15 protein-coding genes, 1 tRNA gene and 1 pseudogene are annotated in these 13,963 nt (G+C 67.0%); 11 read left to right on the plus strand and 6 right to left on the minus strand.

Annotated elements, in window-relative coordinates:
* Positions 1-28 precede the first annotated feature (28 nt).
* The 6 genes from ACFVWR_RS10350 (at position 29) to pstB (ending at position 7,365) form a co-directional block, all read left to right on the plus strand.
* Positions 29-2,227, plus strand: a complete 2,199-nt coding sequence (locus ACFVWR_RS10350) for an RNA degradosome polyphosphate kinase (protein ID WP_387210922.1) — start codon at positions 29-31, stop codon at positions 2,225-2,227.
* The gene (locus ACFVWR_RS10355) at positions 2,224-3,159 is read left to right on the plus strand and encodes an NUDIX domain-containing protein (protein WP_387210924.1); all 936 of its coding nucleotides are present in this window, start codon (positions 2,224-2,226) and stop codon (positions 3,157-3,159) included. Before ACFVWR_RS10350 ends, ACFVWR_RS10355 begins: the two co-directional genes overlap by 4 nt.
* Before the next feature lie 145 nt (positions 3,160-3,304).
* On the plus strand, positions 3,305-4,399 hold the full coding sequence (pstS, locus tag ACFVWR_RS10360; protein WP_387210926.1) for a phosphate ABC transporter substrate-binding protein PstS: 1,095 nt from the start codon (positions 3,305-3,307) through the stop codon (positions 4,397-4,399).
* Between the two features lie 114 nt (positions 4,400-4,513).
* Positions 4,514-5,461 (plus strand): phosphate ABC transporter permease subunit PstC, encoded by a 948-nt coding sequence (pstC, locus tag ACFVWR_RS10365; RefSeq protein WP_387210929.1) that lies wholly within the window; start codon positions 4,514-4,516, stop codon positions 5,459-5,461.
* On the plus strand, positions 5,461-6,546 hold the full coding sequence (gene pstA, locus ACFVWR_RS10370) for a phosphate ABC transporter permease PstA (RefSeq protein WP_387210932.1): 1,086 nt from the start codon (positions 5,461-5,463) through the stop codon (positions 6,544-6,546). The genes pstC and pstA overlap by 1 nt, the downstream gene beginning before the upstream one ends.
* A 39-nt stretch (positions 6,547-6,585) precedes the next feature.
* A complete protein-coding gene (gene pstB, locus ACFVWR_RS10375; RefSeq protein WP_387210935.1) occupies positions 6,586-7,365 on the plus strand; it encodes a phosphate ABC transporter ATP-binding protein PstB in 780 nt (259 codons plus the stop codon).
* Between the two features lie 117 nt (positions 7,366-7,482).
* Here the strand turns inward: pstB and ACFVWR_RS10380 are convergent, their stop codons facing one another.
* The 3 genes from ACFVWR_RS10380 to ACFVWR_RS10390 form a co-directional block, all read right to left on the minus strand.
* Positions 7,483-8,337: an anti-sigma factor gene (locus tag ACFVWR_RS10380; protein WP_387210939.1), complete on the minus strand. Its 855-nt coding sequence runs from the start codon at positions 8,335-8,337 to the stop codon at positions 7,483-7,485.
* Positions 8,334-8,921 carry a sigma-70 family RNA polymerase sigma factor gene (locus tag ACFVWR_RS10385; protein ID WP_387210942.1) on the minus strand — a complete coding sequence of 196 codons (588 nt, stop codon included), beginning with the start codon at positions 8,919-8,921 and terminating at the stop codon, positions 8,334-8,336. Before ACFVWR_RS10385 ends, ACFVWR_RS10380 begins: the two co-directional genes overlap by 4 nt.
* A 235-nt stretch (positions 8,922-9,156) precedes the next feature.
* Positions 9,157-9,786: a DNA-directed RNA polymerase subunit beta gene (locus ACFVWR_RS10390; RefSeq protein WP_387210945.1), complete on the minus strand. Its 630-nt coding sequence runs from the start codon at positions 9,784-9,786 to the stop codon at positions 9,157-9,159.
* A 59-nt stretch (positions 9,787-9,845) separates the two neighbouring features.
* On the opposite strand from ACFVWR_RS10390, the gene ACFVWR_RS10395 reads away from it, so the two are divergent.
* Positions 9,846-9,918, plus strand: a tRNA-Lys gene (locus tag ACFVWR_RS10395).
* Between the two features lie 8 nt (positions 9,919-9,926).
* Here ACFVWR_RS10395 and ACFVWR_RS10400 read toward each other — a convergent pair.
* Positions 9,927-10,190 (minus strand): annotated as a pseudogene (locus ACFVWR_RS10400) (tyrosine-type recombinase/integrase); the annotation flags it as partial.
* Between the two features lie 467 nt (positions 10,191-10,657).
* On the opposite strand from ACFVWR_RS10400, the gene ACFVWR_RS10405 reads away from it, so the two are divergent.
* Together ACFVWR_RS10405 and ACFVWR_RS10410 are read left to right on the plus strand one after the other, a co-directional pair.
* Positions 10,658-10,906, plus strand: a complete 249-nt coding sequence (locus ACFVWR_RS10405) for a type II toxin-antitoxin system Phd/YefM family antitoxin (protein WP_387210948.1) — start codon at positions 10,658-10,660, stop codon at positions 10,904-10,906.
* On the plus strand, positions 10,899-11,165 hold the full coding sequence (locus ACFVWR_RS10410; protein WP_387210951.1) for a Txe/YoeB family addiction module toxin: 267 nt from the start codon (positions 10,899-10,901) through the stop codon (positions 11,163-11,165). Before ACFVWR_RS10405 ends, ACFVWR_RS10410 begins: the two co-directional genes overlap by 8 nt.
* Positions 11,166-11,406: 241 nt before the next feature.
* Here ACFVWR_RS10410 and ACFVWR_RS10415 read toward each other — a convergent pair whose 3' ends face one another.
* Positions 11,407-11,832, minus strand: coding sequence for a MarR family winged helix-turn-helix transcriptional regulator (locus ACFVWR_RS10415; protein ID WP_387210954.1), 426 nt, complete (start codon positions 11,830-11,832; stop codon positions 11,407-11,409).
* Positions 11,833-11,888: 56 nt separating this feature from the next.
* Between ACFVWR_RS10415 and ACFVWR_RS10420 the strand changes: the two genes are divergently transcribed.
* Complete coding sequence (locus tag ACFVWR_RS10420) at positions 11,889-12,260, plus strand: VOC family protein (protein ID WP_387210957.1); 372 nt, start codon at positions 11,889-11,891, stop codon at positions 12,258-12,260.
* Between the two features lie 248 nt (positions 12,261-12,508).
* Here ACFVWR_RS10420 and ACFVWR_RS10425 read toward each other — a convergent pair whose 3' ends face one another.
* Positions 12,509-13,468, minus strand: a complete 960-nt coding sequence (locus ACFVWR_RS10425; RefSeq protein ID WP_387210960.1) for a zinc-binding dehydrogenase — start codon at positions 13,466-13,468, stop codon at positions 12,509-12,511.
* Positions 13,469-13,540: 72 nt separating this feature from the next.
* Between ACFVWR_RS10425 and ACFVWR_RS10430 the strand changes: the two genes are divergently transcribed.
* The gene (locus ACFVWR_RS10430) at positions 13,541-13,963 is read left to right on the plus strand and encodes a MarR family winged helix-turn-helix transcriptional regulator (protein WP_387210963.1); all 423 of its coding nucleotides are present in this window, start codon (positions 13,541-13,543) and stop codon (positions 13,961-13,963) included.

Here is a 13,963-nt window from a genome sequence, read left to right on the forward strand (position 1 = left end):
TCGCGGTCCCTGGTGACATGATGTTGGGATGGACGGCGACAACATCCTTCTGGACAACGGGCTGAGCGGCAGTTTCGGCAGCGACTTCGACGACGACTTCGCGCCGTTCGTCTACGAGCCAGACCCGACGCTGCCCGACGACCGGTACCTCGACCGCGAGCTCAGTTGGCTGGCGTTCAACCAGCGCGTGCTCGAACTCGCCGAAGACCCCACGCTGCCCACGCTGGAGCGAGCCAACTTCCTGGCGATCTTCGCCACGAACCTCGACGAGTTCTTCATGGTGCGTGTCGCCGGTCTCAAGCGGCGCATCCTCACCGGTCTCGCCGTTCCCACCAACGTCGGCCGTGCCCCGCAGGATGTGCTGGCCGACATCTCCGAGAAGGCCCACGAACTCCAGGCGCGCCACGCGGCCGTCTACCGCGACGAGGTGCTCCCCGCACTCGAAGAAGCCGGGATCACCGTCGCCCGGTGGGAGGAGCTCGACGAAGCGGACAGGGCGCAGATGCGCGAGATCTTCTCGCAGCAGATCTTCCCCGTGCTCATGCCGCTCGCCGTCGACCCGGCGCACCCGTTCCCCTACATCTCGGGGCTGTCCCTCAACCTGTCCGTGCGGGTGCGCAACTCGCGCTCGGGCAAGGAGCAGTTCGCGCGCCTCAAGGTGCCGCAGATGCTGCCGCGGTTCGTGCGCATCGATCAGCGCGAGACGGTCGACCAGATGCGGTTCATCGCGCTCGAAGACCTGATCGCCAACCATCTGGGCGACCTCTTCCCCGGCATGGAGATCCTCGACCACCACGTCTTCCGGGTCACCCGCAACGAAGACGTCGAGGTCGACGAAGACGAGACCGAGAACCTCATCCAGGCGCTCGAGCGCGAGCTGCTGCGCCGGCGCTTCGGCCCGCCGATCCGGCTCGAGGTCACCGACGACATGGACGACGTGACCCTGGGTCTGCTCGTGCGCGAACTGGATGTCACCGAGCAGGAGGTCTACCGCCTCCCGTCGCCGCTCGACCTCGGCGGTCTGTTCGACCTCGCCAAGATCGACCGCCCCGATCTGCACTACCCGAAGCAGGTTCCGACCACGGCGGCGCAACTCATGCCGAGCGAGCCGAACGCCAAACCGGACATCTTCTCGGCGATCGCGCGCCAAGACATCCTGCTGCATCACCCCTACGAGTCCTTCGCGACGAGCGTGCAGGCCTTCCTCGAGCAGGCAGCGGCGGACCCGCACGTGTTGGCAATCAAGCAGACGCTCTACCGCACCTCCGGTGACAGCCCCATCGTCGAGGCGCTGATCGACGCCGCCGAGTCGGGCAAGCAGGTACTCGCCCTCGTGGAGATCAAGGCTCGCTTCGACGAGCAGAACAACATCTCCTGGGCGCGCAAGCTCGAGAAGGCCGGCGTTCACGTCGTGTACGGCCTCGTCGGGCTCAAGACCCACTGCAAGCTCGCGCTCGTGGTGCGGCAGGAGAAGGGCGTGCTGAAGCACTACAGCCACATCGGCACGGGCAACTACAACCCCAAGACCTCGCGCATCTACGAAGACCTGGGGCTGCTCACCGCCGACGACCAGGTCGGCAAAGACCTCACCCGGCTGTTCAACGAGCTCTCCGGGTACGCCATCGAGAAGAAGTTCAAGCGCCTCCTGGTCGCGCCCCTCCACCTGCGCAAGGGTCTGCTGAAGCGCATCCAGACCGAAACGGCGAACGCCGCCGCGGGCAAGCCGGCCGGCATCCGCATCAAACTGAACTCGATCGTCGACGAGGCGATCATCGACGCGCTGTATCGCGCCAGCGAGGCAGGGGTTCCGGTCGATCTGTGGGTGCGCGGCATCTGCGGGCTGCGTCCGGGCCAGGAGGGCCTCTCGTCGAACATCCGGGTGCGCTCGATCCTCGGGCGGTACCTGGAGCACTCACGGGTGTTCTCCTTCGTCAACGACGGGGATCCGCAGGTGTTCATCGGCAGCGCCGACATGATGCACCGCAACCTCGACCGACGCGTCGAGGCCCTGGTGCGGCTCACCGAGTCCGAACACCTCGCCGAGCTCGACGCGCTCTTCAACCGGGCTTTCGACGAGCGCACCTCGGCGTGGATCCTCGATGAGACGGGCGAATGGACGCGCCACCACCTCGACGAGAACGGGCAGCCGCTCGAAGACCTGCAGAACAAGCTCATGCAGCTGATCAGCCACCGCCCGCGCTCGACCCGCACGGGTTCGAGGCGGTGAGCTCGGCCATCTACGCCGCGGGCGCCGTCTGCTGGCGCGTCGTGGACGAGAAGATCGTCGTACTCGTCGTGCATCGCGCCAAGTACGGCGATGTCACGATCCCGAAGGGCAAGGTCGACCCGGGAGAGACCCTGCCGCAGACCGCGGTGCGCGAGATCGAAGAGGAGACGGGCCTGCGGGTCGCCCTCGGCGTACCGCTCGGCGTATCGACCTACCCGCTCTCCAGTGGCCGCGACAAGATCGTGCACTACTGGGCGGCAGAAGCCACCGACAAGGCGATAGCCCAATCGACGTTCGTGCCCAACAACGAGATCGCCGCGATCGAGTGGGTCACCATCAAGAAGGCGCGCAGCTATCTCACCTACGAGCGCGACGTCGAGATCCTCGAAGCGTTCGCCAAGCTCCTCGACGAAGGCGTGACCGCGACCTTCGCCCTCATCGCCCTCCGCCACGGCAAGGCGGAGCCGCGCGGCAGCTGGAAAGGCAGCGACGCATCCCGCCCCCTCACCGCTCGCGGAGTGAAGCAGGCCGCGACGGATGTGCCGACCCTCGAATCCTGGAACCCCCGTCGCATCGTCACGAGCGACGCCGTGCGATGCGTCGCGACGGTGGCCCCGCTGGCGGCTGCGACCGGAATCAAGCCGAAGCGCGCGCACGGTATCAGCCAAGAAGCCTACGAAGAGGGCGAGGGCAGCGTGCGCGAGGTCATCGGCAAGCGGGTTCGATCGCGAAAGAGCGCGGTGCTCTGCAGCCACGGGCCGGTGCTCCCCGAGATCATGCGGGAGATCGCACTGGCCACCGGCACCATGCCCGGCGCCTACCTCACCGACGCGGCCGACCTCGACACGGGCGGGTTCTCCGTCGTGCACCTCTCGGCCACGAACCCAGCATCCGGGATCATCGCCATCGAGACCTACGAGCCGGTCGCCTGACTCGCAGCCTTCCACCCCAAGAGCACACGCCTCGTTAACCTTCCGTTTACCAGTGCGGGGGACTCTGGTCAGACACCGGGAATAGCGTCACACGCGGGTCGCACCGACCCCGTCCTGTTGTTACTGATCCCCGGAAGGGACAACTGTGAAACTCAAGCGTCTTGGCGCTCCTCTGGCCATCCTGGCCGCTGCCGCCATCTCTCTCACGGCGTGTGCGTCGAACGAGGGCAGCACCCCGTCGACCACCACGGCCGCCCCGTCGAACCTCTCCGGCACGTTGAACGGAATCGGCTCCTCGGCCCAGGGCACCGCACAGACCACCTGGATCGCCGGATTCCAGGAGAACAACCCCAAGGTCACGATCAACTACGACCCGCAGGGCTCGGGCGCCGGCCGCACCAGCTTCATCTCCGGTGCCGCCGACTTCGCCGGCTCCGACGCCGCTCTCAAAGACACCGAGCTCGCCGGAGACTTCGCCGCCTGCGCCGCTGGCACCAAGGGCATCGACCTCCCGGTCTACATCTCCCCCATCGCCATCGCGTACAACGTCGACGGCGTCAAAGACCTGAAGCTCGACGCGGCGACCATCGCCGGCATCTTCTCGGGCGCGATCACCACCTGGGACGACGCCAAGATCAAGGCGCTGAACTCCGGCGCTTCGCTGCCGTCCGCTCCGATCACCGTCGTGCACCGCTCCGACGACTCGGGCACCACGCAGAACTTCACCGACTACCTCGCGGCGAACGCGCCCGACGTGTGGACGAAGCCTGCCGCGCAGACCTTCCCGTTCCAGGTCGGTGACGCAGCCAAGGGCACCTCGGGTGTTGCGGACGCCACCAAGAACGCGAAGAACTCGATCACCTACATCGACGAGTCGGGCGCCGCTGGCCTCAGCATCGCGCAGCTCAAGGTCGGCGACGACTTCGAGAAGATCAGCGCCGACGGTGCTGCCGCCGTCGTCGCCGCCTCCCCGATCGCCGACGGCCGTGAGGCCAACGACCTGGCCATCCAGATCAACCGCAAAGACACCAGCAAGGGTGCCTGGCCGCTGGTCCTGGTCAGCTACGTGATCGCCTGCCAGGAGTACAAGGACTCCGCCAAGGCCGATCTCGTCAAGGGCTACGTCGACTACATCGTCAGCGACGCCGCTCAGAAGGCCGCCAACGAGCAGGCCGGATCGGCCCCGCTGTCGAGCGACCTCGCCTCGAAGGTCAGCAAGGCAGTAGCAACCATCAAGTAGCACCAAGACCGTTCGGCTCGGGATGCACGCGCATCCCGAGCCGAACGGTGCATCAGCACCACACCACCTCCCATACCCGATGCGAGGCAGCGCCGTGAAAAGAGAAAGCCAGGAATGACCGCCGGAATCGCAGGTGTACTCAAACCGAAGGCGAAGGTGCGCCTCGGTGACAGAGTCTTCGCGACGAGCACCGTCGTCGCAGGATCGCTCATCCTCGCCGTGCTCGCCGCGGTCGCCCTCTTCCTCATCGTGCAGAGCCTGCCGGCCATCATGGCCAAGCCGGGCACGCTGCCGAACGGCGCCGCCAACTTCTGGGTGTACGTCTGGCCCCTGGTGTTCGGCACCATCTGGGCCGCGCTCATCGCGCTGCTGATCGCGACGCCGCTCTCCATCGGTATCGCGCTCTTCATCAGCCACTACGCGCCGCGACGGGTGGCCCGGACCCTCGGCTACATCATCGACCTGCTCGCCGCCGTTCCCTCGGTCGTCTTCGGCCTGTGGGGCATCGCGACGCTCGCCACCTTCGTTCAGCCGTTCTACGCCTGGCTCGGCGAGAACCTCGGCTGGATCCCCTTCTTCGCGCCGCCCGTCTCCGGGACCGGCCGCACCATCCTCACCGCCGCGATCGTGCTCGCCGTCATGGTCATCCCGATCATGACCGCGATCTGCCGCGAGGTCTTCCTGCAGACGCCGCGCCTCCACGAAGAGGCGGCGCTCGCCCTAGGCGCGACCCGCTGGGAGATGGTGCGGATGGCCGTTCTCCCCTTCGCGCGCTCCGGCATCATCTCGGCGATCATGCTCGGTCTCGGCCGGGCCCTCGGCGAGACCCTGGCGATCGCCATGGTGCTCTCCCCCGCACTCATCGTGAAATTCGCCGTGCTGCAGGCACAGAGCCCCAACACGATCGCGGCCAACATCGCGCTGCAGTTCCCGGAGGCGACAGGCATCTCGACGAACGCGCTCATCGCATCCGGTCTGGTGCTGTTCGTCGTGACGCTGCTGATCAACATGCTCGCCCGCTACATCGTCAACCGCCGCAAAGACTTCTCGGGAGCCAACTGATGACCACCGCGACGCTGAACCGGCCGATGGGCAACTCGCTGACCGCGGGCAAACTCCCCCGCGGGTCGGCGTGGGTGATGCTCGGCGGGTCGTGGGTTGTCTTCGGGGCGATCTTCGCCATCCTCGCCGCGAGCGGCGCCACGAAAGACTTCAACATCGTCGGCGCGATCTTCTTCGGAACCGTGCTCTTCGACATCGTGATCTTCTGCACCTCCCTGCTCATCGAGGGCTCGCGCAAGGCGAAGGACAGGCTCGTCACCTCCCTGGTGGCGACGGCGTTCATCATCGCGCTGCTGCCGCTCGTCTCGCTCATGTGGACAGTCATCGTGAGCGGTCTCGCGCGTTTCGACATCCAGTTCTTCTCGGAGTCGATGCGCAACGTGATCGGCGCCGGCGGCGGTGCGCTGCACGCGATCGTCGGAACGCTGCTCGTCACCCTCATGGCCGCCGTGATCTCGGTGCCCATCGGCCTGCTGACCTCGATCTACCTCGTCGAGTACGGACGCGGGATGCTCGCCCGCGGCATCACATTCTTCGTCGACGTCATGACGGGCATCCCCTCGATCGTCGCCGGCCTGTTCGCCTACGCGCTGTTCGCCCTGTTCTTCGGGCCGGGCATCCGCAGCGGCTTCATGGGCTCCGTCGCGCTGTCGGTGCTCATGATCCCCGTGGTCGTGCGATCGAGCGAAGAGATCCTGCGCCTCGTGCCGAACGAACTGCGCGAGGCCTCGTACGCGCTCGGCGTTCCCAAATGGCTGACCGTGCTGAAGATCGTGCTGCCGACATCCCTCGCCGGCCTGACGACGGGCATCATGCTCTCGATCGCCCGTGTGATCGGCGAGACGGCGCCGCTGCTCATCGTCGCCGGGTTCACGACCAGCATGAACTACGACCTCTTCGCCGACCGGATGATGACCCTCCCCGTCTTCGTCTACACGCAATACACGCAGGCCGCCGGTCTGCACGCGCAAGAGTCCATCGACCGGGCTTGGACGGGGGCCTTCGCCCTCATCATCATCGTGATGCTGCTCAACCTGATCGCCCGCATCATCGCCAAGGCCTTCGCCCCCAAGTACGGCCGCTGACCCCACCCCCGTTCTGAACAACCCAAGGAACAAACACACGTGTCCAAGCGCATCGAAGTCTCCGACCTCAACGTCTACTACGGCAACTTCAAGGCCGTGGAGGGCGTCTCGCTCACCATCGAACCCCGCACCGTCACCGCCTTCATCGGGCCGAGCGGATGCGGCAAGTCCACCTTCCTCCGCACGCTGAACCGGATGCACGAGGTCATCCCCGGCGCCTACGTCGAGGGCGAGGTCACCATCGACGGCAACAACCTGTACGGCCCGGGCGTCGACCCGGTGCTCGTGCGGCGTCAGGTCGGCATGGTCTTCCAGCGCCCGAACCCTTTTCCGACGATGTCGATCCGCGACAACGTGCTCGCCGGCGTCAAACTCAACAACCGCCGCATGTCGAAGCCCGAAGCGGACGAGCTCGTCGAGCAGTCGCTGCAGGGAGCGAACCTGTGGAACGAGGTGAAGGACCGCCTCGCGCTTCCGGGCTCCGGGCTCTCGGGCGGCCAGCAGCAGCGTCTCTGCATCGCGCGCGCCATCGCGGTCTCCCCCGACGTGCTGCTGATGGATGAGCCGTGTTCGGCTCTCGACCCGATCTCGACTCTCGCGATCGAAGACCTGATCGAGGAGCTCAAGAACGACTACACGATCGTGATCGTGACCCACAACATGCAGCAGGCCTCGCGCGTCTCCGACCGCACCGCGTTCTTCAACATCGCGGGCACGGGCAAGCCGGGCAAGCTCATCGAGTACAACGACACCAACATGATCTTCTCGAACCCCTCCGTGCAGGCCACCGAAGACTACGTCTCCGGCCGCTTCGGCTGATCCGCCCGCTCGCGCCCGCTCCCTCGCGCGCTCGCGCCTGCAATCGAGTACGGGAAGAACGCTCTCAAAGTGCGGCTTTGAGAGCGTTCTTCCTGTAGTCGATTGCATTTGCGGGGGTTAGGAGGAGATCGCGACGATGGGGTTGGTGGTCGGCTGTGTGGAGCCGCCTCGGGGCTCGACGGTGACGCCGACGGTATCGCCGGCGGCCATGGTGCCCTCGAGCACGCGCCAGGTCGCGGGCGCGTCCCCTGGCGTCATCGTTCCCGCGGCCGTGGCCTTGCCGTCGCGGATGTACCAGAGCTCATACGTCTTGTCGTTCGGGAGGCTCGGCAGACCTTTCGCGACGAGAGCGGACTGACCCAGCTGACCCGACCACACCAGGGTGGCCGTGCCGCCGCCGTCGACGTCTGCGGTGGCGCGCTGCGCATCCGGGGCCGCATTGATGGCGGCGAGAGCGCTGGCCTGCTGCTGCTGGAACGAGTCGTTGCCCGCGAGCGAGTTGCCGAGGAAAGTACCGCCCACGAAGAGCACGACGGCGGCCGCAGCGGCGGCGGCGATCGCGATCGGCCGCGTGAACCAGCGCGAGCGTGCTCGCGTTTCCGCGGGCGTCTCGGGTGTCGGCGTCTCGGGGGTGGGCGCAACCGGTGCGGGAGCAGGCGCGGGCGGCGCCGATGCCGGCGCGGCCGGCGCCGATGCAGGCGCGGGCGGTGCGGGAGCGGGCGCGGGCGGCGCCGATGCAGGCTCAGGCTGCGCCGGCGACGCATCCGTCTCCAGCGGCGGAAGCTGCGGCGTCGAGGCCAGCTTGGCGAAGAGGTCGGCCTTCAGCGAGGCCGGCGGCGTGACAGGTTCGGCAGCGAGGCCGAGCTGTGCGGCCACCGCCTCGAAGTCGTGCGCTTCTTCGGCTGTCTCTGCGCCGAGCTCGTAGCCGAGGCGCGCGGGAGTGCCGACTGCGTCGTCGTCGCGGTCGCTCATCCGGTCACCCCCAGTTCTTTTCTCAGGCGTATCATCGCATCGCGCAGCCGTGTTTTGGCTGTGCCCAAAGGGATGCCGAGCCGGTCTGCGACCTCGCTCTGACTGAGCCCGCCGTAGTAGGCGAGCGAGACGGCTTCGCGCTGCGCGTCGGTCAGATTGGCCATCGCCGCTTCCACCCTTTCGTGCTCGACTCGCACCTCGACCGTCTCGGATACCTGGTCGTAGGCCGTCGGGAGATCACGGATCCCGATGGCAGTGTCCCGGTTTCGCGAAGCCTGGGCCGAACGGATCCGGTCGATCGCGCGACGGTGGGCCATGGTCATGATCCAGGTCATCGCTCGACCTTTATTCGGATCGAAGCGCGAAGCGGATTGCCACACCTCGAGGAAGACCTCCTGTGTGACCTCCTCCGACTGCGCCGGGTCGATCATGACGCGGCGCACGAGACCGAGTACGCGGGATGCGGTGTGATCGTAAAGCTCGGAGAACGCACGCTGGTCACCGGTCGCCGTCAGAGCGAGCAGCCCGTCGAGGTCGACGATGGGGACGTCGCCGTCCGTGTCGTCCCCGCCCTTGTCTCGCACAACACCAGCATCGCAGGTCGGCCACGTTGGGCCGAGTGCGGCTTGCGGCTTGCGGCTTGCGGCAAAGAGAAAGCCGGGCCGCAGAACGCCTCTCGGCGCGAGGCCGCTCGGAGCGGCTAATTTTGGAGCCCGGGGTTACTGCGGCCCGGCAGTCATCAAGTTTACCCGAGCCGCGAGGCCTGCACACGGCGTGGCGTTCGCGGCCCGAGAACATCCGGGACGTCCGGCGGACGATTCAGTCGAGGGATTCGCTGCGCCAGAGCCGAGCGCACGAGGTCAACTCTTCGGCGGTGCGGGCGAATCGCAGGGCACGCGTGGTGAGCTCGCTGGCGCGTTCGGGCTGCAGCGCATCCTGATCGTCGGCCACAGAAGCCGCGCCCGCGGCCGCGACCCGGCAGAACGCCGCGGCACGGTCGAGCGCCACAGCGAAGTCGCCCTCGAACAGCCCGCGCAGGATGCGGTCGGCGAGTTCTGTGATCTCGGCCGGCCCGGTCGGCGCCGACGCTCCGGCCACGACGGGATCGATCGTCGTGACGACCTCGGTTCCGCGCTGAAACAGGAAACTCGTGCCCTCCGGGTCTTGCCGGATCAACAGCCGCAAGAGGTAGATGCGCCACAGCGCACCCGGCAGGCTCTTCGCCGACGACCGAGACCACAGTTCGGCGATCGCGTCGATACCGTGCGCGTCTGTGAACTGCACGAGCCTGTCCACGATGTGCGAGTCGGGATCGGCGCGCACCCGCGCGAGGAGGGCGTGGGCGGTCTCGTGCGCGACGCGACTGATCTGCGCCGGGTCCTCCCCGCCCATGAACGCCTCGAACATGCCGCTCGGGAACGTGGTCGGCTTGTGGAAATGGTCGGTCATGCACTCCATTCTGCGCCCGGCACAAGCCGAACGAAATCCACGATAGATTAGACACGTATGGGCCTGTAGCTCAGTTGGCAGAGCATCGGACTTTTAATCCGCGGGTCGTGGGTTCGAGCCCCACCGGGCCCACCTTATAGTTACCGGGATCCCAGTCCATTGGCGGTCGATTCAGACTTACTGGTTTCGGGATTTGCCCACGCTTTGCCCACAACCTCTGGAGCGCCAAGGCGGCTCAATGCGTCTCCAACGGCATCCAGGTCATCGTCGAAGAGGTCTGCGTAGACGTCGAGGGTCATGGCTGCCGAGGCGTGGCCGAGCATCCGCTGGAGTGCTTTGACGTTGGCGCCCGCCGAGATGGCCGGGCTCGCGGCCGTGTGGCGGAGGTCGTGCACCGTCGGGCGGAGCACGTAGGCACTTTAAGTGGGCGGCTTACGCAACAAATGAATGACAGGGGTCGCGTGTAAACCAGGTTGCATGGCAAAGCGGGCGAATTCCGGCAAGGCCAGCCGACGCAAAGCGTCCTACGCGCGACAGCGCCAAGCACTCGACGCCGCCGCGATACGGCACGGTGACGACCGCGAGCGGGAGGCTGCGCAGCTGCACGCCGCCGACGCGATGTTGGAGTTGCAGGCTAAATGGGGCCAGCGCGTCGACACCCTCAAGCGATTGCACGAAGTCTCGCGGGCGCTCGACCGGCTCCGAAGCGAGCAAGACGCAGCACGTCTCGAACGCGACCAGTTGATCGCATCGCTCCGCGAAGTAGGCGAGAGCTGGAACTCCCCCCGCATTTCATCTGAAACCGTCGACTGGATCCGAAAGCCGTCAGTGAGCACAGGTGGTACGATATCTTGTACCACTTGGAGGAATCATGGCCATCACAGCAAGCGAGGCTCGCAGCGACCTGTTCGGGCTCATCGAACGCGTCAACCTCGACCAGACCGAGGTCGAGATCACGTCCAAGCGCGGTTCGGCCGTCCTGATGTCCAAGGACGAGTACGACTCGCTGCTCGAGACCACCTACCTCCTGCGCTCCCCCAAGAACGCACGACGCCTCATCGACGCCATCGAGAGCGCCCGCTCGGGAGACATCACCGAGCACGACCTGACCGGTGAGTGACCGCACGCTCGCCTGGACCGCCGGTGGCTGGGAGGACTACCTCTACTGGCAAGGTCAGGACCGTCGCACACTCAAGCGGATCAACCTCCTGATCGAAGACATCCTGCGTGACGACCCGTTCGAGGGCGTCGGCAAGCCGGAACCGCTGAAGCACGCGCTGGCTGGCGCGTGGTCGCGACGCATCGACGAAGCCAACCGCCTCGTGTACCTCGTCGACGACGCCTACGTGATCATCCTGCAGGCGCGCTACCACTACTGACCTCTGCTCACGCTTCTCGCGGAAGGCGCGAGCGATCTATGCTCCGACTGTGGCAAACGATGACAGGTCCACCTAGAGGTTCGTCGGTCTCCGACGTCCCGACCACGTCGCCACGCGGATACCCTGCGGACGGCAGGCTTCCTGGGGTGGAAGCCCTGTTGTACTTCCATCGAGGGCACCGAGTGACCCCGCCGGCGCCGGGCGCCGACGAATGAGCGGACCAGCCGGCGGCCGAATCCACTCACCTGTCCAGCGAGGCGACGCACGCCGCGAGGCCGCTGGCGAGCGCGGCCGTCTCGGTCGGCGAGAGGCCGACCAGCATCCGTTGCTCGACGCCGTCGACGAGCTCTTGGGCCGCGTCGAGGGCGTCGGCACCCGCATCCGTCAGCAGTGCGGGCAAGGCGCGTCCGCTGTCGGCACGGGATGGTCGAGCCACCAGGCCGCGATCGATCAGTTGCTGAAGCATCGCGTTCATCGATTGGCGCGTGACGAAGGTGGCCCGGGCTAGAGCAGCGGCGGAGATGCCCGGCTCACGGCGCAGGCGATGCAGACAGGAGTACTGCGACACGGTGAGGTGGAGCGGCTTCAGAGCCTCCTCCATGCGGAGGTGGAGCAGCGACTGTGCCTGCTTCAGCACGTAACCGACCTGAGGGGGCGTCTTGGCCATGTCAGTATCCTGACATACTCTTGCATGTAAGGAAACTGACATAGAGGAGAACCGCCATGGCCGTCACCGGTCCAGACTTCATCGCCCTTCAGGTTCGCGACCTCGAGAAGGCGGCCGGCTTCTACGAGCAGGTCGTCGGGCTCACTCGCGCTGCATTCTCGCCGCCGCACGCCGTCGTCTTCGACACCCAGCCGACGTTCGCCGTTCGCGACCCGGCGCCGGGCGTGGATCTCGACGCCGGGCCGACAGGACTCGGCGTCGCCCTGTGGTTGCACGATCCCGACGCCATGGCCCTTCACGCGACCGTCGCAGCCGCGGGCGCCGTCGTCGTGCAGGAGCCCTTCGACGGCCCGTTCGGCACGACGTTCGTCTTTCAAGACCTCGACGGCTACCTCGTGACGGTGCACGATCGAGCCACCCGCGGCTGACTTTCGGCTCTAGGCCGAGGCACCAGTAGGGGATACGGGCGCGGTCGTCAACCCCCTTGACCGAAACCGACCCGTCGGTAAATTGGTTCGTGTACTAACCGGATGGCAGGCCGGACCGCAATGGGGACGGACGGCAGCACTGCAACCCCGGTTGGCGGTGGCGGCTCATGCGACAGCACGGGCCGCCACCGCTTTAAGCGCGCAGCGCAGCCGCAACGGCAACCGCAATCGCAACCGGGCCGCAGGCGTCAGGGCACGAGCACGATGCGTTCGGCGGAGTTCGCGGCGGCACCCCAAGCCGACTCGACCTCGGACAAGCGGATGACGCGAGCATCCACGGCGAAGGCACCGGCCGTGATCGCCTCGGCGATGGCGGGCAACTCGGCGAGGATGTCGCGGGTGCTCACCGAGCCCTGGCCGCTGCCGACGAGCTGGAGGCGGGCGGCGCGAAGGGCCGCCGACGGAATCGCGGCGGTGCGCCCGGCGACCGAGCCGACCTCGATCCAGGTGAGCGGACGGCCGCGGTCGGAGCGATCCGTGGCGACGGCCACCATCGCGGCCGCCGTCGTGTCGCCCCAGACGTAGTCGATGACCACATCCACATCGCTCGATGCTGCGCCGAGGCGCGCGGCGACCTCGTCCGCAGGCCCCGCAAGACTGACCGTGTCGGTGGCGCCGAGTGCGCGCAAAGCGGCGAGCCGGTCGGCGTCGCGCCCCGCTGCGACGATGCGTCGGGCGCCGAACAGCTTCGCGACCTGCACGGCTAGACGTCCAGCGTTGCCGGTGGCGCCGAGGATGAGCACGTTCTGGCCGGGCTCGAACGTGACGCGGCGGCGAAGCGCGATCCACGACGACATGGCCGGGTTCATCGCTGCGGCGACGGCCACGGGGTCGGTCCCTTCGGGCAGCACGATACTGCGCCGTGCATCGATGAGCGTGCGCTCCGCCATGGCGCCGAGGGTGGAGTCGGGGAGGATGAAGTAGCGCAGCTCGCCGTCGGCGCCTCGGCCCACGCCGTCGATGCCGGGAACCAGGGGAAGCTCGTCGGTGCTGGTGTAGTGCGAACCGTCGGCCTGGGAGAGCACGCGGGGATGCACCCCGGCCGCCACCACGTCGACGACCAGCTGCTCAGGCCCACGGGCTTCGGGTTGCGGGAACTCCTCGTAGCGGGGTGCGGTATCGAAAGAAGAAACGACGGCGGCTTTCATTGCGGCTCCATTTAGTTTGTATTACGAATCAAATTAGTTGGTAACACGAACTGAGTCAAGTAGTCTGTCGACATGACCTCGCCCCTCAGAGATCCGCTGGTCGACGCGCTCGCCCAGACGGCGTTCGCGACGATGGCCGTGCTCACCCGTATCAGCGCCGAGAACGACCTCTCGCTCACGCAGTTGCGGATGTTCGCGATCCTGCGCGACCGCCGCCCACGGATGGCCGAGCTCGCCGAATTCCTGGGGCTGGAGAAGTCGACGCTGAGCGGTCTGATCGACCGGGCGCAGCGACGCGGGTTGGTCGACCGAGCCCCGAGCGCCGACGACGGTCGCGCCGTGGAGGTGTTCCTCAGTGCCGACGGCGAAGCGCTTGCGAAGCAGGTCGCCGCTCAGACGGCTGAAGCGCTGGCGCCGATGACGCTGGCCCTGAGCGCGGCCGAGCAGGCGAGCCTGCGGGAGCTGCTGGAGAGGATGCTCGCCCCGGCCCGGTAA

The sequence above is a fragment of the Leifsonia sp. NPDC058292 genome (genome assembly GCF_042880955.1).
In the GTDB taxonomy this organism is placed as follows: Bacteria; Actinomycetota; Actinomycetes; order Actinomycetales; family Microbacteriaceae; genus Leifsonia.

Coding starts and splice junctions, on each gene's coding strand:
- ACFVWR_RS10350 (WP_387210922.1), top strand. CDS start 29: ATGGACGGCGACAACATCCTTCTGGACAACGGGCTGAGCGGCAGTTTC.
- pstC (WP_387210929.1), top strand. CDS start 4,514: ATGACCGCCGGAATCGCAGGTGTACTCAAACCGAAGGCGAAGGTGCGC.
- pstA (WP_387210932.1), top strand. CDS start 5,461: ATGACCACCGCGACGCTGAACCGGCCGATGGGCAACTCGCTGACCGCG.
- ACFVWR_RS10380 (WP_387210939.1), bottom strand. CDS start 8,337: ATGAGCGACCGCGACGACGACGCAGTCGGCACTCCCGCGCGCCTCGGC.
- ACFVWR_RS10390 (WP_387210945.1), bottom strand. CDS start 9,786: ATGACCGACCATTTCCACAAGCCGACCACGTTCCCGAGCGGCATGTTC.
- ACFVWR_RS10405 (WP_387210948.1), top strand. CDS start 10,658: ATGGCCATCACAGCAAGCGAGGCTCGCAGCGACCTGTTCGGGCTCATC.
- ACFVWR_RS10415 (WP_387210954.1), bottom strand. CDS start 11,832: ATGGCCAAGACGCCCCCTCAGGTCGGTTACGTGCTGAAGCAGGCACAG.
- ACFVWR_RS10420 (WP_387210957.1), top strand. CDS start 11,889: ATGGCCGTCACCGGTCCAGACTTCATCGCCCTTCAGGTTCGCGACCTC.
- ACFVWR_RS10425 (WP_387210960.1), bottom strand. CDS start 13,468: ATGAAAGCCGCCGTCGTTTCTTCTTTCGATACCGCACCCCGCTACGAG.
- ACFVWR_RS10430 (WP_387210963.1), top strand. CDS start 13,541: ATGACCTCGCCCCTCAGAGATCCGCTGGTCGACGCGCTCGCCCAGACG.